The organism is uncultured Bacteroides sp. (assembly GCF_947632445.1).
In the GTDB taxonomy this organism is placed as follows: domain Bacteria; phylum Bacteroidota; class Bacteroidia; order Bacteroidales; family Bacteroidaceae; genus Bacteroides.
On sequence record NZ_CANRPM010000004.1, the window covers coordinates 65735 to 87658 of the forward strand.

The window sequence follows — 21924 nt, forward strand, 5'->3', positions numbered from 1 at the left end:
CTTAATAGGCTTGTTCGTGCACGCCCGCTACGGCGCGGCCGCTGGGGTCGTTCAGGTTGCGGAACGAGGCGTCCCACGCCAGGGCTTCGGCGGTGGAGCAGGCCACGCTGGGCACGCTGGGCACGCTTCGGGCGGCCGACTCGCCGGGGAAGTGTTCGGCGAAGATGCTGCGGTAGTAGTACTCCTCCTTGTTCTGCGGCGGGTTGACGGGGAAACGCTCGGCGGCGCGGGCCATCTGTTCGTCGGTGACGGCGGCGGCGGTCACGGCCTTCAGCGTGTCGATCCACGAGTAGCCCACGCCGTCCGAGAACTGCTCCTTCTGTCGCCAGGCAACGGCTTCGGGCAGCAGCGGGGCGAAGGCTTCGCGGACGATTTTCTTTTCGATGGTTCGTCCGGGACACATCTTGGCCGCCGGGTTCAGGCGCATGGCGACGTCGAGAAACTCCTTGTCGAGGAAGGGCACGCGGCCTTCGACGCCCCATGCCGCGAGGCTCTTGTTGGCGCGCAGGCAGTCGTAGAGGTGGAGCTTGGAGAGCTTGCGGACGGTCTCTTCGTGGAAGGCGCGCGCGTCGGGCGCCTTGTGGAAATAGAGGTAGCCGCCGAAGACTTCGTCCGCTCCCTCGCCGCTGAGCACCATCTTGATGCCCATCGACTTGATGACGCGCGCCAGCAGATACATCGGCGTGGAGGCGCGGACGGTGGTGACGTCGTAGGTCTCGATGTAGTAGATGACGTCGCGGATGGCGTCCAGCCCTTCCTGAATGGTGTAGTTGATTTCGTGGTGGACGGTGCCGATGTGCTCGGCCACCAGCCGGGCTTTCTCCAGGTCGGGCGCGCCCTTCAGCCCGACGGCGAAGGAGTGGAGCTGCGGCCACCAGGCGGCCTGCTGTCCGTCGGTCTCGATGCGGCGGTCGGCATACAGCTTGGCAACGGCGGAGATGACCGACGAGTCCAGTCCGCCGGAGAGCAGCACGCCGTAGGGCACGTCGCTCATCAGCTGGCGGCGCACGGCATCCTCCAGGGCGGTGCGCACGTCGGCCACCTGCGCCCTCCAGGCTTCGTCGGCAGGCAGCGAGGCGTAGCGGTTGCAGACGGCGTCGTAGTCCGTCCAGTCGCGCTTGTACCAGCGGCGCATCTCGCCTTCGCGGCTCCAATAGTAGTGGCCGGGCATGAAAGGCTCGTAGGTGTCGCACACGCCCTCAAGGGCTTTCAGTTCGCTGGCGCAGTAGACGGTACCGTCGGCATCGCGGCCTATATAGAGCGGTATGACGCCGATAGGGTCGCGGGCGATGAGAAACTCGTCGCGTTCTTCGTCGTAAAGGGCGAAGGCGAAGATGCCGCTCAGCCGCTCGATGAAGTCCGTGCCGTAGCGTCGGTAGAGGGCGAGGATGACTTCGCAGTCGCTGCCCGTCTGAAACCGGTATTCGCCGGCAAACCCGGCGCGCAGGTCGCGGTGATTGTAGATTTCGCCGTTGACGGCCAGCACCTGCCGTCGGTCGGGCGAGTAGAGGGGTTGGCCGCCGCTTTGCGGGTCGACGATGGACAGTCGTTCGTGGGCGAGGATGGCCGAGCCGCCACAGTAGATGCCGCTCCAGTCGGGGCCGCGATGGCGGATGCGCTTCGCCATGACGAGGGCTTTCTGTCTTAACTCAGGCGTTTGTTCTTTGATGTTGAAGATGCAGGCTATTCCACACATAATAAGGGTCTGTTTCGGGTATAAATACTGTTTTTCTTTTCTCTTTTGTTTGTTTTCTCTGCTTTTCCGGTGTGCCGGCGCTTGCCGTTGACGCTCCGCAAGGTTTCGGCGGCCGTCGGCACGGGGCGGACGGCTGCCGGCGGCTCATTTCGCGTTCAGCATCCGGTCGATGTTCGCGGCGGCAAGCCTTCCGGCGGCGATGCACTTCACCACGAGGCTGGGCCCGGTGGCGGCGTCGCCTGCCACGACGGCATTCTCCGGCAGCTGAGGCAGCCGGGGTCGGAGGAAGCCCATAGCGAGCAGCACGAGGTCGGTCTTGATGACTTCTTTCCGGCCGGTGGGCTTCATCACGGGGCGTCCGCCGTCGGGGGCGGGCAGCCATTCCACTTCCTCCACTTCGACGCCCGTGACGCGGCCGTTCCGTCCGATAAAGCGGTTGGAGTTCAGACTCCAGCGGCGCGTACAGCCCTCCTCGTGGCTGGAACTGGTCTTCAGCACTACGGGCCATTGCGGCCAGGGGGTCGCAGGATTGTGGCCGACGGGCGGCTGGGGCATGATTTCTATCTGCGTGACGCTCAGGGCGCCTTGGCGGTGCGAAGTGCCGATGCAGTCGCTTCCCGTGTCGCCTCCGCCGATGACCAATACGTGCCTGCCTCTGGCGCTGATACATTCTTTTTCGTCGAAGGTCTGTCCGGCCAGTACGCGGTTCTGCTGCGCCAGCATATCCAGGGCGAAGTGGATGCCTCCGAGGTCGCGGCCGGGGATGTCGAGGTCGCGCGCCTGCGGTGTTCCGGTGCAGACGGCGTAGGCGTCGAAGCCTTCGGGCAGGTGTGCGAGGTCTATCTCGCTGTCCGTCCTGAACGTGATGCCTTCGGCCTCCATGATGTGCAGACGGCGGTCGATGATGCTCTTGCTCAGCTTGAAATTCGGTATGCCGTAGCGCAGCAGTCCGCCTATCATGTCGTCGCGTTCGAAGACGGTCACTTCGTAGCCTCGCCGGTTCAGCCCGTTGGCAGCCGCCAGTCCGGCAGGGCCCGAACCGATGACGGCAACGCGGCCCCCGTTGCGGGCGTAGCGCTGCGGCCGGATGTACCCTTCGCGGAAGGCGGCTTCGATGATGGCGGCTTCGTCTTCGCGGATGGTGACGGGAGCGTCGAGCGATAGTTTCAGCACGCACGACTTCTCACAGAGGGCGGGGCAGATGCGTCCGGTGAACTCCGGGAAGTCGTTTGTGCGGCTCAGGATGTCGTAGGCCTTCTGCCATTCGCCCTTGTACAGGGCATCCTGAAATTCGGGCGGGCGGTTGCCCAGCGGGCAGGCCCAGTGACAGAAGGGGACGCCGCAGTCCATGCAGCGGCTGGCCTGCAGCCGGCGTTCGCCGGTGTTCAGCGTCTGTTCTACTTCGCTATAATCGTTTATACGGTCGTGTATCGGTCTGTATCCCGCCTCCTGGCGCGGGATGGTGAGAAATGCTTTGGGGTTTCCCATGTGACAATAAGAATTTAGAATGACGAATTTTAATAATCTCTCTGTACTTCCGCAATTTTCTGTTGCAGCTTGCGCATTTGTTCCTCGGCCAGCACCTTCTTGTATTCGATGGGCGTCACCTGGATGAACTCTTCGATGTAGCGCGCCCAGTTGTCGAGCATGGTGCGTGCCAGTGTGGAGCCGGTGTAGAGGTAATGCTGGCGGATCAGTTCGTGCAACTCCTTGCGGGCGGTGGAGTCCTCAAGCAGTGAGAGTTCCACCATGTCCATGTTGCAGAAATAGTCGAAAGTCCCTTTGGGGTCCCATACGTAAGCCACGCCGCCGCTCATGCCTGCGGCAAAGTTGCGGCCCGTCTGGCCCAATACGACGACACGGCCTCCGGTCATGTATTCGCAACAGTGGTCGCCCACGCCCTCGACGACGGCAATGGCCCCCGAATTGCGCACGGCAAAGCGTTCGCCGGCCCGTCCGTTGATGTAGACCTCGCCGCTCGTGGCGCCGTAGAGCAGGGTATTGCCTACGATGGTATTCTGCTCGGCAGAGAAGTTGCTTCGCACGGGCGGCAGCACGGCGATGTGTCCGCCGCTCAGTCCCTTGCCCAAATAGTCGTTGGCTTCACCCTCCAGCTTGAAACTGATGCCGTAAGCCAGGAAGGCGCCGAAGCTCTGTCCGGCCGAACCCTTGAATTTCACGCTGATGGTGCCGTTGGGCAGTCCGTCGTTGCCGTACCGGGCGGCTACGGCTCCCGAAAGCATGGCGCCGACAGCCCGGTCGGTGTTGCCGATGGCATATTCCAACGACACTTCGCGACGGCTGTCCAAAGCGGGGGCAGCGGCAGCCAGCATCTCTACATCCTTGACGTGGGCAATGTCGTGCTGCTGCTCGGTACAGTGGTGTAGGGCGGCGGTACCGTCCACGCGGTGCAGCAGGCGGCTGAAATCCAACAGCCCGGCTTTTGTGCCCGCAGGGACAGAACGCAGTTCGATGAGATCGGTACGGCCCACGATGTCATTCAGGCTCTTGAAGCCCATCTCGGCCAGATATTCACGCACCTCCTGTGCCAGGAAGCGGAAATAGTTTACCACGTATTTATAGTGTCCGCGGAAATGGGCCCGCAGCTTGGGATCTTGGGTCGCCACGCCCACAGGACAGGTGTTCGAGTGACATTTGCGCATCATCACGCAGCCCAGCACGATGAGAGCCGCAGTGCCGAAGGCAAATTCCTCGGCGCCCAGCAAGGCCATGCTGATGATGTCGCGGCCGGTCTTCAGCTGTCCGTCGGTCTGGAGGCGTACTTGCCCGCGCAGACCGTTCAGCACCAGCGTCTGCTGCGTTTCGCTCAGGCCTATTTCCGGCGAAATGCCCGCATAGCGTATGGACGAGGCAGGAGATGCGCCTGTGCCTCCCTCGGCACCCGAAATGACGATAAGGTCGGCTTTCGCTTTGGCCACCCCGGCGGCGATGGTGCCCACACCGCTTTCAGCTACCAATTTCACACTGATGGCCGCGCGTGGGTTTACGTTCTTCAGGTCGAAGATGAGCTGCGCCAAGTCTTCGATGGAATAAATGTCGTGGTGGGGCGGGGGCGAGATGAGCGAGATGCCCGGAATGGAGTGGCGCGTGCGGGCGATAACCTCGTCCACCTTGAAGCCCGGCAGCTGTCCGCCTTCGCCCGGCTTGGCGCCTTGGGCCACCTTGATCTGTATTTCTTCGGCGTTCACCAAATATTCCGCTGTCACGCCGAAGCGTCCCGAAGCCACCTGTTTCGTCTTGCTGGAGAGTCTGATGCCGTCCACTGTGTCGTGGAAGCGCCTGTTGTCTTCGCCGCCTTCGCCTGTGTTGCTGCGTGCGCCCAGTTCGTTCATGGCCAGAGCCAGTGCCTCGTGCGCCTCCTTGCTGATGGCACCGAACGAGATGGCGCCCGTGACGAAATGCTTCACAATGCTCTCCACCGGCTCCACCTGCCCGATGTCAATCGGGTTGCGGCGGAAACCGAAGAAGTCGCGCAGAAAGATAGGACTTTCTTTTTCGTCCACCGCACGAGTGAACTCCTTGAATTTCTTGTAGCTGTCCGTGCGGGTGGCCAGTTGCAGAGTGCTGATGGTCTCCGGGTTCCAGGCGTGGCGCTCGCCGTCCTTGCGGTAGGACATCTGTCCGATATGGGGCAGGAGCGGGTCTATCGTCTCAGGCACGAAGCCGTTGTCGTGGAAAGTGATGTAGTCCTTGGCAATTTCTTTCAGACGGATACCGCCGATAGTGGAGGAGGTCGTACCGAAGTAAGCTTTGAGTAGTTCCTCGCTCAGGCCCACCGCCTCGAATATTTTAGCGCCCCGGTAGGAGCGAATGGTGCTGATACCCATCTTGCTCATAATCTTGTAAAGCCCTTTGCAGACGGCTTTGATGTAGTTTTTCTCCGCCGTTTCGTAGTTCATCTGCACTTCGCCTTTTTTCACCAGGTCGTCCAATATGGCATAGGCCATGTAGGGGCAGATGGCACTGGCGCCGTAACCCAGCAGCAGGGCGGCGTGCATCACCTCGCGAATCTCGCCGCTCTCCACGATAAGGGCCGTCTGCACACGCTTCTGCACGCTGATGAGATGATGGTGCACGGCGCTGATAGCCAGCAGTGAAGGGATGGCTGCCTGCCGGGCGTCAATGTCACGGTCGGACAAGATGATATAGTTGGCACCATCGGTCACGGCCTGTTCGGCAGCTTTGCACAGGCGGTCGATAGCTTCTTGCAGGCCTATCTTGCCGCGTGCAGCTTCGAAGAGCATGGGCAGTTTTACGGTGTTGAATCCCTTGTAGCGGATATTGCACAGGATGTCCAGCTGCGTGTTGTTCAGAATGGGATGGGGCAGGCGCACCATCTTGCAGTGTGTCTCGTTGGGCAGCAGGATATTCATGCCTACAGCGCCGATGTATTCGGTAAGCGACATCACCAACTCCTCGCGGATGGGGTCGATGGGCGGGTTTGTCACCTGTGCAAACTGCTGGCGGAAGTAGTTGAACAACAGCTGCGGCTGGTCGCTCAGCACGGCCAAGGGCGTGTCGTTACCCATCGAGGCTGTAGGTTCCGCACCGTTGCTGCACATGGGCACAAGGATGCGTTCCACGTCCTCGCGGGTATAGCCGAAGGCACGCAGGCAGCGGTCGTAATCGCTCACGGTGTTGGTCACCTTACGCCCGCTCTTCAGAGCGTCTAATTCGATGCGGTTGGTCGAAAGCCATTGACGATAGGGCTTGGCTGCTGCCAATTCTTCCTTCAGTTCGTTATCGTAATATATTTTTCCTTCTTCCGTATCTACAATCAGAATTTTACCGGGTTGCAATCGTCCCTTTTCTTTGATATTTTCAGCTTCGAAACTGATGACGCCCGCCTCACTGGCCACGACCATCATACCGTCGTGCGTAATAAGGTAACGGGCAGGGCGCAGGCCGTTGCGGTCCAGCATACCACCGGCATACCGCCCGTCGCTGAAGAGTAAGGCAGCCGGGCCATCCCATGGCTCCATCAGGATGGAGTGGTATTCGTAGAATGCCTTCAAGTCCTCGCTGATGGGGTTCTTGTCGTTGAACGATTCGGGCACCAGCATCGCCATGGCATGCGGTAGGCTCAGGCCGGACATAACGAAAAACTCAAGAACGTTGTCCAGCGAGGCCGAGTCGCTCATATCGGGTTGTATAATGGGGCGAATGTCTTTCACGTTGCCCAGTGTCGGGGTGGAAAGTACGCTTTCGCGCGCTTCCATCCATCCACGATTGCCTCGGATCGTGTTGATTTCACCATTGTGTGCCAGTAGACGGAAAGGCTGTGCCAGGCTCCATGTAGGGAAAGTGTTTGTGCTGAAGCGCGAGTGGACGATGGCCAGTCCGCTGGTGAAATAAGGCTGCGTCAGGTCACTGAAGTACGTTCTCACCTGGATAGAAGAAAGCATACCTTTATATATAATGGTGCGGCAGGAGAGCGATACAATGTAGAAATCCTTGTAATGTACGCGCTGTTCAATCTTTTTGCGGATGATGTACAGGGTGCGTTCCAAGTTTTCCATGTGTCCAGATCCGGTGATGAACACCTGTTTGATATCCGGTTCCGTTTCACGTGCACTTTGTCCCAATATATCCGAGTTGACAGGGACAGCACGCAGGTGCATCAGGGTGAGGCCTTCACGCTCCACTTCTTCAATAATGATGCTCAGGATGTGCTCCTGTTCTTTCGGGTCTTTGGGCAGGAAGATAAGTCCTGTACCATATTTGCCTTTCTCAGGTACCGGGATGCCTTGCAACAGAATAAATTCGTGGGGTATCTGTACCATGATACCTGCGCCATCACCTGTTCTGTTGTCGGCGCCTTCCGCTCCGCGATGCTTCATATTCTCCAGCACTCGCAGAGCGGAGTCCACCAGTTCGTGCGACTTGCTTCCATTCAGGTTGACAATCATTCCTACACCACAGGCATCATGTTCGTGCGCAGGGTCGTAGAGTCCTTCCTTTCGCCTGTCCATTTTGTCGTAGGTATGAATTGTCGGGTTACTTCTTTGCTCCATAATATTTATTTCAGCTTTCATATTTCTTTTTTTATTCATGTTTTTACGTTAAAATGGAATGCAAATGTATGAATTATCTTTCTTCGTGCTCTCATTATCGTCTGTTTTCTGATAAAAATTTTATATGCATTGTGCGTATGTGATAAAATAAAAGAATAAAATGCGTTTTTATTTCATATTGTAATGTTTTTAATCTTAGTCTTATTGAATTGTTATTTTGCTGTCTTCTTATAAAAATATGCAGTGTAATCATTATGACGTAAAATCCTTTATTTCACGTTATTCTGATAAATATATACTGTTTAAATAGTTACATTATGATATATTTATTTCTATCTTTGTAGCGGAAATAACAAACGTATTAAGAATAAGAGGAGGCGAGGGAAAACTTGTGGTATTGATGACCCAAACCGATGCAAATATCGGCAAAATTGCCGATATTTGCATCGGAATTCAGGAAAGAATAACAGAACAATCCAGATAGCGATATGGAACCACTAAAACATGAATGCGGCGTGGCGATGATACGTCTTCTCAAGCCGCTCGACTATTATCAGAAAAAGTATGGTACGTGGATATACGGACTCAACAAGCTTTATTTATTGATGGAGAAGCAGCACAACCGTGGACAGGAGGGAGCGGGACTGGCCTGTGTCAAACTGGCGGCCAATCCCGGTGAAGAATACATGTTTCGCGAACGCGCCTTAGGTTCAGGAGCCATTACCGAAATCTTTTCCACCGTACAGAGCCATTTCAAAGACCTGACACCCGAGCAACTGGCCGATGCAGGGTATGCGGAAAAATATCTGCCGTTTGCCGGTGAGGTCTATATGGGTCACCTGCGCTATTCCACCACCGGCAAGTCCGGTCTGACCTATGTACACCCTTTCCTACGTCGCAATAACTGGCGGGCCAAGAATCTGGCCCTTTGCGGCAACTTCAATCTGACTAATGTGGATGAAATCTTTGCCCGCATCACTGCTATGGGGCAGCATCCCCGCAAGTATGCCGATACCTATATTATGCTCGAACAGGTCGGTCATCGCTTGGACCGCGAAGTGGAACGTCTCTTTAATCTGGCCGAAGCTGAAGGGCTGACGGGAATGGGTATTACCCATTATATAGAGGAACATGTGGATTTGGCTAATGTCCTGCGTACCTCGAGCAAAGACTGGGATGGCGGTTACGTGATGTGCGGCCTGACTGGCAGCGGCGAGAGCTTTGCTGTGCGCGATCCGTGGGGCATCCGTACTGCTTTCTGGTATCAGGACGACGAAATAATTGTGTTGGCCAGCGAACGTCCTGTGATACAGACCGCGCTCAATGTGCCTGCCACCAGTATCCGCGAACTACAGCCGGGGCAGGCTGTCATCATCAGCAAGGCAGGACGTCTTCGCACGGTACAGATCAACAAGCCACGCGATTTCCGTCCCTGTTCTTTTGAACGCATCTATTTCAGTCGTGGCAGTGATATGAATATTTATCGGGAACGGAAACTTTTGGGCGAGAAGTTGGTGCCCAACATCCTGAAGGCTGTCAACTACGACATCGACCATACCGTCTTCTCTTTCATTCCTAACACAGCCGAAGTAGCCTTCTACGGTATGTTGCAGGGATTGGATGAATACCTCAACAAGGAGAAGGTGGAACAGATCGCAGCCTTGGGACACAACCCCAGCCACGACGAATTGGAACGCATCCTCTCGCGTCGCATCCGCAGCGAGAAGGTGGCCATCAAAGACATCAAACTACGCACGTTCATTGCCGAGGGCAACACGCGAAACGACTTGGCTGCCCACGTTTACGACATTACTTACGGCAGCCTGAAACCGGGCGCGGACAACCTCGTCATCATTGACGACTCCATCGTGCGTGGTACGACCTTGCGTCAAAGTATTATCGGTATTTTGGACAGACTAAATCCGAAGAAGATTGTCATTGTCAGCTCCTCGCCGCAGGTACGCTATCCAGACTATTATGGCATCGACATGTCGCGTATGAGCGAATTCATAGCTTTCAAGGCAGCCATCGAGCTGTTGCGCGATCGTGACATGAAGGATGTCATCGCTGCTACCTATCGCAAGGCCAAGGCACAGGCTAACTTGCCCAAGGAACAATTGGTGAACTACGTAAAGGATATCTATGCTCCTTTCACTGACGACGAAATCTCTGCCAAGATGGGGGAATTGCTTAAACCTGAGAATGTCCGTGCCAAGGTGCAGATTGTCTACCAGCCCCTCGAAGGATTGCATGAAGCTTGTCCCAACCATCCGGGTGACTGGTACTTCAGTGGCGACTATCCCACACCAGGCGGTGTGAAGTTGCTCAATAAAGCGTTTATCGACTATATCGAGCAGATATATCAATTCTAACGGTCAGATATGGAAGAAGAGAAAGATAAAGACAACAACAATAACGATATGAACAAACAATGAAAAACGTAACCCTTATCCTCGACGACGGTACCCGCTTTCGCGGACAGTCGTTCGGTTATGAAAAGCCGGTAGCAAGCGAAGTGGTGTTCAATACGGCTATGACGGGATACCCTGAGAGTTTAACGGATCCCTCGTATGCCGGACAGTTGATGGTCTTGACCTATCCGCTGGTGGGCAACTACGGCGTGCCACCCTTCAGCATCGAAAGTAACGGACTGGCTACCTTCATGGAGAGTGAGCGCATCTATGCCGAAGCCATTATCGTGAGTGACTACTCTGAGAACTACAGCCACTGGAACGCAGTGGAGAGCCTGGCCGACTGGCTAAAGCGAGAACACGTGCCCGGCATCACGGGCATCGACACCCGAGAACTAACTAGGGTACTGCGCGAACATGGTGTCATGATGGGACGTATTGTCTTCGATGATGCAGTGGATAATGGAATATTGAGCATGGATAATTACGAAGAGGTGAACTACGTGGACCGTGTGTCCTGCAAGGACATCATCGTCTATGCTGGAACGGTGAGCAAGACTTTTCCCATCTCCACCCCAAAAGAAGAACTTAATTCTCAATTATCCGTTTTCAATTCTCAATTAAAGAAGATTGTTTTAGTAGATTGCGGTGTTAAAACTAACATCCTGCGCTGCCTGCTCCGTCGTGGGGTAGAAATTATCCGTGTGCCCTGGAATTATGACTTCAACGGGCTGAATTTTGACGGCCTCTTTATCTCTAATGGCCCAGGCGACCCCGATACGTGCGATGCCGCCGTGCAGAACATCCGTCTCGCTATGAACAATGAAAAGCTTCCTATCTTTGGCATTTGCATGGGCAACCAATTGCTCTCGAAGGCCGGAGGCGCTAAGATATATAAGTTAAAATACGGACACCGTAGCCACAACCAGCCTGTACGCATGGTGGGGACGAACCGCTGTTTCATTACTAGTCAGAATCACGGCTACGCAGTGGACAACAACACGCTGGGTGTCGACTGGGAACCGCTGTTCATCAACATGAACGACGGCTCTAATGAGGGCATCCGCCACAAACACAATCCCTGGTTCTCCGCACAGTTCCACCCTGAAGCCGCCTCGGGGCCAACGGATACGGAGTTCCTTTTCGACGAGTTTGTAAACCTGCTTAAGTAATCCTTTTTTTAATAAGTGTAGAGACAATGAAAGAAAATAATATAAAGAAAGTCCTGCTGCTCGGTTCGGGTGCACTGAAAATTGGAGAGGCAGGCGAGTTCGATTACTCCGGTTCGCAGGCTCTTAAAGCTTTTAAGGAAGAAGGCATCCAAACCGTCCTGATCAATCCCAACATTGCCACCGTGCAGACCTCGGAAGGCGTGGCCGACCAGATTTACTTCTTACCTGTTACTCCCTATTTCGTCGAGAAGGTTATCGAGAAGGAACGTCCGGACGGTATTATGCTGTCCTTCGGTGGGCAGACGGCGCTAAACTGCGGCGTAGCTCTCTACAAGGACAAGGTATTGGAGAAGTATAACGTACAGGTATTGGGCACCCCCGTACAAGCTATCATCGATACAGAAGATCGTGAACTATTCGTTCAGAAATTAAACGAAATCGGTGTGAAGACCATCAAAAGTGAGGCTGTGGAGAATGCCGCAGATGCCCGCCGCGCCGCCGCTGAATTAGGCTATCCCGTCATCGTTCGCGCCGCTTATGCACTGGGCGGACTGGGTTCGGGTTTCTGCGACAACGAGGAAGAACTGAACGTGCTGGTGGAGAAAGCCTTCTCCTTCTCGCCCCAAGTACTCGTCGAGAAGAGTCTTCGTGGCTGGAAGGAAGTGGAATATGAAGTGGTACGTGACCGTTTCGACAACTGCATCACCGTCTGCAACATGGAGAACTTCGATCCGCTGGGCATCCACACAGGCGAGAGTATCGTTATTGCACCTAGTCAGACACTCTCCAACACCGACTACCATAAATTGCGCAGGCTAGCCATCCGCATCATCCGCCACATCGGCATCGTGGGTGAATGTAATGTACAGTACGCTTACGACCCGCAGTCCGAGGATTATCGTGTCATCGAAGTCAACGCCCGCCTCAGCCGTTCCTCGGCATTGGCCAGCAAAGCTACGGGCTATCCCCTCGCTTTCGTAGCCGCCAAACTGGGTCTGGGTTACGGTCTATTCGATTTGAAGAACTCGGTCACTCGTACCACATCGGCTTTCTTCGAGCCTGCGCTTGACTATGTAGTGTGTAAGATACCACGTTGGGATCTCGGTAAGTTTCATGGCGTAGATAAAGAATTGGGATCTTCGATGAAGTCCGTAGGCGAGGTCATGGCCATCGGGCGTACCTTCGAGGAAGCCATTCAGAAAGGTTTGCGCATGATTGGTCAAGGTATGCACGGTTTTGTAGAAAACAAGGAACTCGTCATTTCAGACATAGACAAGGCCTTGCGCGAGCCGACAGACAAACGTATTTTCGTCATCTCCAAGGCTTTTCGGGCCGGTTACACGGTGAATCAAGTACACGAACTCACCAAGATAGACCGCTGGTTCCTGGAGAAGCTGATGAACATCATGCGCACCTCGAAGGAAATGCACGAGTGGGCGGGCAACCACAAGCAGCTTGCCGACCTGCCCGACGACTTGTTGCGTAAAGCCAAGCGTCAGGGCTTCTCCGACTTTCAGGTTGCGCGTGCCATTGGTATGGAAGGCGAAATGGAAGACGCTATCATTACCCTGCGCCGTCACCGCAAGGAGCGTGGCATTGTACCTGTAGTGAAACAGATAGACACGCTGGCTGCTGAGTATCCTGCACAGACCAATTACCTGTACCTCACATATAGCGGCACGACTAATGATGTTCGCTATTTGGGTGACCACCGCAGCATCGTCGTCCTCGGTTCGGGCGCTTATCGCATCGGTTCGTCCGTCGAGTTCGATTGGTGTGGTGTGCAGGCATTGAACACCATACGCAAGGAGGGCTACCGCTCGGTCATGATTAACTACAACCCTGAAACCGTGTCTACTGACTACGATATGTGTGATCGCCTCTATTTTGACGAACTTACCTTCGAGCGTGTCATGGACATCCTCGACCTGGAGAATCCGCACGGCGTCATCGTCTCCACCGGCGGGCAGATACCGAACAATCTGGCCCTGCGCCTCGACGCACAGCACGTCCGCATCCTCGGCACTTCGGCCGGGAGCATCGACAATGCCGAAGACCGCGACAAGTTCTCGGCCATGCTCGACCGCATCGGCGTGGACCAGCCCGAATGGAGCGCGCTGACTTCGATGGAAGACATCAACGCCTTCATCCGGAAAGTGGGCTTCCCCGTGCTTGTCCGGCCGTCGTATGTGCTCAGCGGCGCTGCCATGAACGTCTGCTCCAACCGGGAAGAACTGGAACGCTTCCTTCAGCTGGCTGCCAATGTGTCGAAAAAACATCCCGTAGTGGTGAGCCAGTTCATCGAGCATGCCAAGGAAGTGGAGATGGATGCTGTGGCACAGAACGGCGAAATCATCGCCTACGCCATCTCCGAGCACATCGAGTTTGCCGGCGTGCACTCGGGCGACGCCACCATTCAGTTCCCGCCGCAGAAGCTTTATGTGGAGACCGTGCGCCGCATCAAGCGCATCAGCCGTGAGATAGCCAAGGAGCTGAACATTTCCGGCCCATTCAATATCCAGTTCCTCGCACGAGACAACGACATCAAGGTCATTGAGTGCAACCTTCGCGCTTCCCGCTCGTTCCCCTTCGTCAGCAAGGTACTGAAGCTGAATTTCATCGAGCTGGCCACGAAGGTCATGTTGGGCATTCCTGTAGAGAAGCCAGACAAGAACCTCTTTGACTTGGACTATGTAGGTATCAAGGCCTCGCAGTTCTCTTTCAACCGCTTGCAGAAAGCCGACCCCGTGCTGGGCGTCGACATGGCTTCGACAGGCGAGGTAGGTTGCATCGGAGATGACACATCGTGTGCTGTGCTCAAGGCCATGCTTTCAGTGGGTTATCGCATTCCACAAAAGAACATCCTCCTGTCTACCGGCTCTACGGAGCAGAAGGTGGATATGCTCCAGGCGGCACGTCAGCTGCAGCACAAGGGTTACAAGCTCTTTGCTACAGGCGGTACGTCGAAGTTCCTCACGGAGAACGGAGTGGAGAACACCCGCGTCTATTGGCCCAGCGAGAACGGACAACCTCAGGCACTCGACATGCTCCACAAGAAAGAAATCGACATGGTGGTCAACATCCCTAAGAATCTGACGGCGGGCGAACTAAGCAACGGTTACAAGATACGCCGTGCGGCTATCGACCTCAATGTTCCACTTATTACTAACGCCCGTCTTGCCAGCGCCTTTATCAATGCCTTCTGCACGATGTCGTTGGACGACCTGCGCATCAAGTCGTGGGCGGAATACAAATGAAACAATTTATCGTTTTTACATAGAGCATCCCCGGCGTTGTGTACGAATGCCGGGGATTATACCGTAAGAGTGGTTAAACGTTTCAGGAAAGTTTGAAGCGGATGCGCCAGCGCTTTTCTACCTCGTCCCAGTCGTGGCTGATGATGTGGAAAGTGCCTATTTCCGCTGTGTTAGCCACGTGCGTACCGATGCAGAGGCATTCGTCGTAATCGCCCACTTTCACCACACGCACCGTCTGTGAGGCGTCGTCGGGCAGGCGTTGCAGATCGAAACGGCCGCGGGCTTTTTCCTGAGTGATGAATTCCGTGGTGACATCCAAGTGCCGGCCAATGACTTCGTTCACGGCCTCTTCCAGCCGTTTCACATCTTCTTCCGTCGGTTGCCGTTCCAGTCGGTAGTCCAACTTGCTCTTTTTTCGCTCGATGTGTGCCGATATCGACCTTTCACACCCGAAAAGTCGTATCATAGTCTGATTGATGATGTGTTCACAAGTATGCATCGGCGGGTGTTCCTGTTTGTTGTGCTCGTTGAGCGTGGGTTGTTGTTCCATGTCGAAAAGTATTTTGTTGGGTTCGTTCATAAAAAGCCCTCATTCTCTGCGGGCAAAGAATGAGGGCATTCTTCAGATTTTATAGTTGTTTATCTGCAAACGTAGTACATGTCTGTCATCACAGCCAGTCTGGCATCGGCCACACCCTGTGCGTCCAGTGTAACGGTCAGATTTTCGCCGTTTGGCAGCGTCATCTGTGCCGTTCCGTCGTTGTTTAGGCGAACCAGTTCGGTGTTGACACCGTCTGCCACTACGTTCCACGTATTCTGGTCCTTGTCGTAAATCAGTTCCATTGATATCGTCTCGTCGCCTTCCTTTGTGATGGAATATCCGTTTTCCAGTGTCTCTACCAAGTAGTTCCCGTTCTCACCCTGCACTTTTTTAATGTCTCTGACGCTTGCCATCGGGTTGCTTCCGCTCCAGAATTCGATGGAGTTGATGACCAGTGCGTCAGCCAAGTAGCATACGCCGTAGACGGGAATGATATTGCAAGCCAGGTACACCAGTTCATTAACAAACTTGTTTCCAATATTCTGATTCCAATTTACGAGTCTGTTGTGCAGGCCGAAAGAACCGATACATGAACTGAAAAGGAACGCACCACAAATCATTGCGGCGGCAGCCATTTTAAGATTAATTTTCTTCATAATTTTTCTCCTTTATATTTAAGATAAAAAACTTTCTGCATTAGATGTGTGCAAATATACGCTTTTATCCATAAAATACTGTCAAATAGAAAGATTTTCTTTCCTTTTTTCTGTACCAATCGGCATTCGTAATTTCCTGGAGAATACCGGTGGTATAACAGGCTTTTTTCCTATATTTGCGCCACCGTTGCTGAAGCGTAAGTTTCGTGATGGATAAATGTAAAAAAGTAAGAATGAAAGTACGATTTATAAGTCTGGCCAGTGGTAGCAGTGGTAATTGCTATTACTTGGGCACCGGAAAATATGGCATTTTGATAGATGCAGGCATTTCAACTCGCAGCATTCGGAAAATCTTAAAGGAATACGGCATCGGTATGGAGACCATTCTCGCCGTGTTTGTTACGCACGACCATGCCGACCACATCAAAGCCTTGGGTGGTTTGGGTGAGAAACTGAATATCCCCATTTATACTACTGCACGTATCCACGAAGGTATTGGCCGCAACTATTGCATGACGGAAAAACTGTATACCTCCGCCCGTTATCTGGAGAAACAGACTCCCATGCAACTGGAGAATTTTCACATCGAATCCTTTGAAGTTCCTCACGACGGCATTGACAACGTAGGCTATTTTATTACGATTGGCGACAAGGCATTTGCTTTTCTGACCGACTTGGGTGAAATCACTCCCGTTGCAGCCGAATACATTCGTCGGGCTAATTATCTGGTGCTGGAAGCCAATTATGATGACGAGATGTTGCAAATGGGACCGTATCCTCCCTATTTGAAAGAACGTATCAGAAGCCGGACAGGGCATTTGAGTAATTCAGCCACTGCCCAGTTCCTAGCAGACCACTTTAGTGACCGGCTGCGTTACATTTGGTTGTGTCATCTCAGTAAGAACAATAATCATCCTGAACTTGCCTATAAAACGGTGGAATTGAAGCTACATGATTATGGAATTGTGGTTGGACAAGATGTCCAATTATATGTCTTAAAGCGTACCACACCTTCTGAGCTTTACGAATTTGAATAAAAGATACCGGTTTCATCGAAAAAAGCAGCCTTTTATTTGTCGGTTCGAATAAAAGAACTACCTTTGCCCCGCAAACAAAAAAACAGATGCACTCTTAGCTCAGTTGGTAGAGCAACTGACTCTTAATCAGTGGGTCCAGGGTTCGAATCCCTGAGGGTGTACCAATCAGACAGAGACAAAAAAAGCTTTTCTTTGGAAAGGTATTCGGGGTGTAGCGCAGTCCGGTTAGCGCACCTGCTTTGGGAGCAGGGGGTCGTGGGTTCAAATCCCGCTACCCCGACAACAGGTCAGATTTCATTAGAAATCAGGCCTGTTTTGTTTTAAAACAGGTTTCTCTGTATAAACAGATTGGCGCAGATTATCTTTTTCTGATCCGCGTCAATCTGTGTTAATCGGCAATGAAGACAACAATATCAAAGCAGGTACTTAGAACTGGAAGTAGTTCTTTGCATTGTTGTAGCATATGTCTTCAATCATCTGGTTGATACGATTCATTTCGCTGATAGGCAGTTCGCCATTTTCAACGTCTCGGCCTACGAGGTTGCACAGCGTGCGGCGGAAATATTCGTGGCGCGGGTAGGAGAGGAACGAGCGCGAGTCGGTCAGCATGCCTACGAAGCGGCTCAGCAGGCCCAGCAGGGACAGGGCGTTCATCTGTTTCTCCATGCCATCCTTCTGGTCGAGGAACCACCAGCCCGAACCAAACTGGATCTTGCCCGGCCACGTGCCGTCCTGGAAGTTGCCCAACATGGTGGCGATCACTTCGTTGGCACAGGGATTGAGGTTGTAGAGGATGGTCTTGGTGAGCTTGCTTTCGGTGTTCAGGCGGTCGAGGAACTTGGCCATCTTCTTGGCAGTGGTGAACTCGCCGATGGAGTCGAAACCTGTATCAGGGCCCAGGAGTTTGAACATCTTTGTGTTATTGTTGCGGATGGCTCCGTAGTGGTACTGCTGTGCCCAGCCTTTCTCCCAATCCATCTCGGCGAAGATGACCAGCATGGCCGACTTGAATTTCAGAATCTCTTCCTGCGTCAACTCATGGCCGCCATATACCTTATTGAAGATAGTTTTGATTTCGGCTTCGGTATAGTCCTCTGCATAGAACTCCTCAATGCCATGGTCGGACAGGCGGCAGCCTTGTTCGGCGAAGAAGTCGTGACGGCGGCGCAGGGCAACGATCATGTCGTCAAAGGTGGAGATGGTTACGCCGCTCACCTCGGCCAGCTTCTCAACGTAGGCGCGGAAGTCGGCAGGCACTTCGACGGCCATAGCCTTGTCGGGACGCCAAGCGGGCAGCATCTTGATTTCGAAGCCGCTCTCGCGCGTCTTTATATGGTACTCCAGCGAGTCAACGGGGTCATCCGTAGTGCAGACTGTCTCCACATGGTAGCGGCGCATCATGCCGCGTGCCGAATATTCGGGTTGGCGCAGCTTTTCGTTACACTCGTCGTAAATCTCACGGGCGGTCTGAGGATTGAGCACCTTGTTGATACCGAAGGCAGTCTTCAGTTCGAGGTGGGTCCAATGGTACAGCGGGTTGCGCATGGTGTAGGGGACAGTCTCGGCCCATTTCTCGAACTTCTCCCAGTCGGTGGTGTCCTTGCCTGTGCAATAGCGTTCGTCCACGCCGTTGGTACGCATGGCACGCCACTTGTAATGGTCGCCTCCAAGCCAGATTTCGGTCAGTGAACGGAATCGGTAGTCGTCGGCCACCATCTTGGGAATGAGGTGACAGTGATAGTCAATAATCGGCATCTTGGCCGCATGTTCGTGATAGAGCTTCTGTGCAGTTTCGGTCTGCAACAGGAAGTTTTCATCCATAAATTTCTTCATAACGTATGTGTTTTAAGTATCTAAAAATGTTACTTTCTCTCTATATAATTATATAACTCTGATTATAAAGTGAATAGGGGTTGCTCTCGATTTTATTTTTATTAACCGTTATCGAACACAAAAGTAGATATTTTACTTGGAGATACAAAATATTTCGTATCTTTGCGACGAATATTTATAATATTTAAGCTTTAGGCAAACTGCCCTTCAGTTCTAACAAACGAAGCAGAGATGGGAAACAAGTACTATACCATAAAAGACATCGCCCGCATGGCGGGTGTATCGGCCGGAACAGTAGACCGCGTGCTGCACAATCGCGGAGCCGTGTCAGCGGCCAGCCTGGAGAAAGTACGCAAGGTGCTCGACGAAATCAACTACCAGCCCAATATGTTTGCCATCGGCCTGGCGGCTAAGAAACGTTACAGCATTGTCTGCATCATACCTTATTATATAGCCTACGACTACTGGTATGCCGTAGCAGGAGGCATTGACCGTGCCGCACAGGAGCTGGCGCCCTACAACGTGACGGTGAGCTACCTCCATTACCTGCACGCCGACGAGGCTTCCTACAACCGGGTCTGCAAGCAGGTGCTGGACAAGGAATGCGACGCCGTGCTGATGGCACCCAACTTCCGCGAAGAGACCCTGAAGCTCACGTCCGCCCTCGATCGAAAAGGTATTCCCTATGCTTTCATCGACTTCAACATCGAACAGACGCATGCCTTGTGCTACATCGGACAGGACTCGCGCATGAGCGGATATATCGCGGCCAAGATACTGATGCAGCACTTTAAGGAAGGGCAGGAGCTGGCCCTCTTCCTGAACAATCAGAAGCAAAGCCCGGCCGAGATACAGATGCAGCGCAGGTTGGAGGGATTTATGCAATACCTGACCGAGAACCATGCGGGGCTGAACGTCCACGACGTGGTGCTCGACAAGAAGGACGCCGATGCCAATCACCGCACGCTCGACCGCTTCTTCGGACAGTGCCCGCAGGCTGTGCTGGGCGCGGTGTTCAACTCGCGCGTCTATCAGGTGGCCGACTACCTGCACGCTACGGGCCGGCACATGGAAGGATTGGTGGGCTACGACCTGCTGAAGAAGAACGTGGAGCGGCTAAAGACCGGCGAAGTGGACTACCTGATAGGGCAGCGGCCTGCCATGCAGGGCTATTGCGGAGTAAAAGCCCTGTGTACGCACATGGTGTTCAGGCGGCCGGTCACGACGACGCAATACATGCCCATCGACATACTAATCAGGGAAAACATCGACTACTATTTTGAATTTGAATAAACAAATAATACATAACTTTTAAAATATATATGAGTATGAAAGCATTGAACAAGCTGACGGCTCCCAAGAGCGCAGCACCCGAAAGAATTATCCAGTTTGGGGAAGGTAACTTCCTCCGTGCGTTTGTAGACTGGATTGTCTACAACATGAACCAGAAGACCGACTTCAACAGCAGCGTAGTCGTGGTACAGCCCATCGAAAGGGGGATGGCGGAATGGCTCAACGGTCAGGACTGCCTCTATCACGTCAACCTGCAAGGACGCCTGAACGGCGAGGCCGTCAACTCGCTGACGCGCATCGACTGCATCAGCCGCGCCCTGAACCCTTATTCGCAGAACGCGGCCTTCATGGCACTGGCCGACCAACCCGAAATCCGCTTTGTCATCTCCAACACGACCGAGGCAGGCATCGCTTTCGACCCCGGCTGCAAGTTCACCGACGCCCCGGCCTCGTCCTATCCCGGCAAGCTGACCCAGCTGCTCTACCGCCGCTTCAAGACCTTCAAGGGAGACAAGACGAAGGGCCTTATCATCATGCCCTGCGAACTGATATTCCTGAACGGACACCACCTGAAGGAGTGCATCTACCAGTACATCGAGCTGTGGAAAGACGACTTCGGCGCCGACTACGGGAAGTTCAAGACGTGGTTCACGAAGTACTGCTACGTATGCGCCACGCTGGTAGACCGCATCGTGCCGGGCTTCCCGCGCAAGGAGATTGCACAAATCCAGAAGAAGATCTGCTATGCCGACAACCTCGTGGTGCAGGCCGAAATCTTCCATCTGTGGGTCATCGAGGCTGCCGAGAACCTCTCGCTGCGCCAGCTGGCCCGCGAGTTCCCCGCCGACAAGGCCGGTCTGAACGTACTCTTCGTGAAGTCCGAGGCGCCCTACCATGAGAGAAAGGTGACGCTGCTCAACGGCCCGCACACCGTCCTCTCGCCTGTGGCCTACCTGAGCGGCGTGAACATCGTGCGCGACGCCTGCAACCACCCCGTCATCGGCAAGTACATCCACAAGGTGCAGTTCGACGAACTGATGCAGACGCTCAACCTGCCGATGGAAGAACTGAAGAAGTTCGCCGCCGACGTGCTGGAGCGATTCAACAACCCCTACGTAGACCATCAGGTGACGAGCATCATGCTGAACTCCTTCCCCAAATTCCAGACGCGCGACCTGCCCGGGCTGAAGACTTACCTGAAGCGCAAAGGCGAGCTGCCGAAGGGCCTGGTACTGGGTTTGGCTGCCATCATCACCTACTACAAGGGCGGCGTGCGGGCCGACGGTGCCGAAATCGTGCCCAACGACGCACCCGAAATCATGCAGCTCCTGAAAGACCTCTGGGCAACAGGCGACACCCGCCGCGTGGCCGAAGGCGTACTGGCTGCCAAAGACCTCATCTGGGGTGAACATGGCGACCTGAACACCATTCCCGGCCTGACCGACATGGTAACCGCCTTCCTGAACTCTATCCGGGAGAAAGGGATGCTTGAGACCGTGAAAAGCATCCTTTAAGGAAAAGGGAAACACATCCTTATATATCGGGCATCATTGAAACGAGTGCAGCAAGTCGCTTTCGGGCGTACCTGCTGCACGTTTGTTTTTATATCCTGTCCAATAATTGGACACCGGTGTCCAACAATTAGACATTCCGTCCGAAGCAAAGAAAATCCTCTCCGCTGATTGTCAGACATCTAACGTTCCTGGCACGCTTTCTGCATTATATATTGAAGGAAACGACGCATGACCTTTGATAAAGGGTATTCGTGACCCTTGATAAAGGGTATTCGTGACCCTTGATGAAGGGTGTTCGTGACCCTTGATAAAGGGTATTCGTGACCCTTGATAAAGGGTATTCGTGACCTTTGATAAAGGGTGTTCGTGACCCTTGATAAAGGGTGTTCGTGACCCTTGATAAAGGGTGTTCGTGACCCTTGATGAAGGGTGTTCGTGACCCTTGATGAAGGGTGTTCGTGACCCTTGATGAAGGGTGT

The 21924-nt window shown here is 53.9% G+C and carries 12 protein-coding genes and 2 tRNA genes; 8 read left to right on the forward strand and 6 right to left on the reverse strand.

Annotated features, from left to right (window positions below; genetic code table 11):
* Position 1: 1 nt before the first annotated feature.
* From asnB to gltB, 3 genes are all read right to left on the reverse strand, one after another.
* Positions 2-1696 carry an asparagine synthase B gene (gene asnB / locus Q0Z70_RS01655; RefSeq protein ID WP_298072021.1) on the reverse strand — a complete coding sequence of 565 codons (1695 nt, stop codon included), beginning with the start codon at positions 1694-1696 and terminating at the stop codon, positions 2-4.
* 144 nt (positions 1697-1840) lie between these two features.
* The gene (locus Q0Z70_RS01660; protein WP_298072023.1) at positions 1841-3184 is read right to left on the reverse strand and encodes a glutamate synthase subunit beta; all 1344 of its coding nucleotides are present in this window, start codon (positions 3182-3184) and stop codon (positions 1841-1843) included.
* Between the two features lie 29 nt (positions 3185-3213).
* The gene (gene gltB, locus Q0Z70_RS01665; protein WP_298072049.1) at positions 3214-7689 is read right to left on the reverse strand and encodes a glutamate synthase large subunit; all 4476 of its coding nucleotides are present in this window, start codon (positions 7687-7689) and stop codon (positions 3214-3216) included.
* 530 nt (positions 7690-8219) lie between these two features.
* Here gltB and Q0Z70_RS01670 point away from each other — a divergent pair.
* From Q0Z70_RS01670 to carB, 3 genes are read left to right on the forward strand one after another with little or no spacing between them, the layout of a single operon-like run.
* Positions 8220-10103, forward strand: a complete 1884-nt coding sequence (locus tag Q0Z70_RS01670) for an amidophosphoribosyltransferase (RefSeq protein ID WP_298072025.1) — start codon at positions 8220-8222, stop codon at positions 10101-10103.
* A gap of 59 nt (positions 10104-10162) precedes the next feature.
* Positions 10163-11314, forward strand: a complete 1152-nt coding sequence (gene carA, locus Q0Z70_RS01675) for a glutamine-hydrolyzing carbamoyl-phosphate synthase small subunit (RefSeq protein WP_298072027.1) — start codon at positions 10163-10165, stop codon at positions 11312-11314.
* Positions 11315-11340: 26 nt separating this feature from the next.
* Positions 11341-14571: a carbamoyl-phosphate synthase (glutamine-hydrolyzing) large subunit gene (gene carB / locus Q0Z70_RS01680; RefSeq protein WP_298072029.1), complete on the forward strand. Its 3231-nt coding sequence runs from the start codon at positions 11341-11343 to the stop codon at positions 14569-14571.
* Between the two features lie 82 nt (positions 14572-14653).
* Here carB and Q0Z70_RS01685 read toward each other — a convergent pair whose 3' ends face one another.
* Both Q0Z70_RS01685 and Q0Z70_RS01690 read right to left on the reverse strand, forming a co-directional pair.
* Positions 14654-15121 (reverse strand): hypothetical protein, encoded by a 468-nt coding sequence (locus Q0Z70_RS01685; protein ID WP_298072051.1) that lies wholly within the window; start codon positions 15119-15121, stop codon positions 14654-14656.
* 89 nt (positions 15122-15210) lie between these two features.
* Positions 15211-15768 carry a DUF3332 domain-containing protein gene (locus tag Q0Z70_RS01690; protein WP_298072031.1) on the reverse strand — a complete coding sequence of 186 codons (558 nt, stop codon included), beginning with the start codon at positions 15766-15768 and terminating at the stop codon, positions 15211-15213.
* A gap of 233 nt (positions 15769-16001) precedes the next feature.
* Between Q0Z70_RS01690 and Q0Z70_RS01695 the strand changes: the two genes are divergently transcribed.
* From Q0Z70_RS01695 to Q0Z70_RS01705, 3 genes are all read left to right on the forward strand, one after another.
* Positions 16002-16805, forward strand: a complete 804-nt coding sequence (locus Q0Z70_RS01695; protein WP_298072033.1) for an MBL fold metallo-hydrolase — start codon at positions 16002-16004, stop codon at positions 16803-16805.
* A gap of 88 nt (positions 16806-16893) precedes the next feature.
* Positions 16894-16969, forward strand: a tRNA-Lys gene (locus Q0Z70_RS01700).
* Between the two features lie 41 nt (positions 16970-17010).
* A tRNA-Pro gene (locus Q0Z70_RS01705) sits at positions 17011-17085 on the forward strand.
* Positions 17086-17231: 146 nt separating this feature from the next.
* Here Q0Z70_RS01705 and uxaC read toward each other — a convergent pair.
* Complete coding sequence (uxaC, locus tag Q0Z70_RS01710) at positions 17232-18638, reverse strand: glucuronate isomerase (RefSeq protein ID WP_298072035.1); 1407 nt, start codon at positions 18636-18638, stop codon at positions 17232-17234.
* A 231-nt stretch (positions 18639-18869) separates the two neighbouring features.
* On the opposite strand from uxaC, the gene Q0Z70_RS01715 reads away from it, so the two are divergent.
* A complete protein-coding gene (locus Q0Z70_RS01715) occupies positions 18870-19931 on the forward strand; it encodes a substrate-binding domain-containing protein (RefSeq protein WP_298072037.1) in 1062 nt (353 codons plus the stop codon).
* Positions 19932-19966: 35 nt separating this feature from the next.
* Positions 19967-21445, forward strand: coding sequence for a tagaturonate reductase (locus Q0Z70_RS01720; RefSeq protein ID WP_298072039.1), 1479 nt, complete (start codon positions 19967-19969; stop codon positions 21443-21445).
* The last annotated feature ends 479 nt before the right edge of the window (positions 21446-21924 follow it).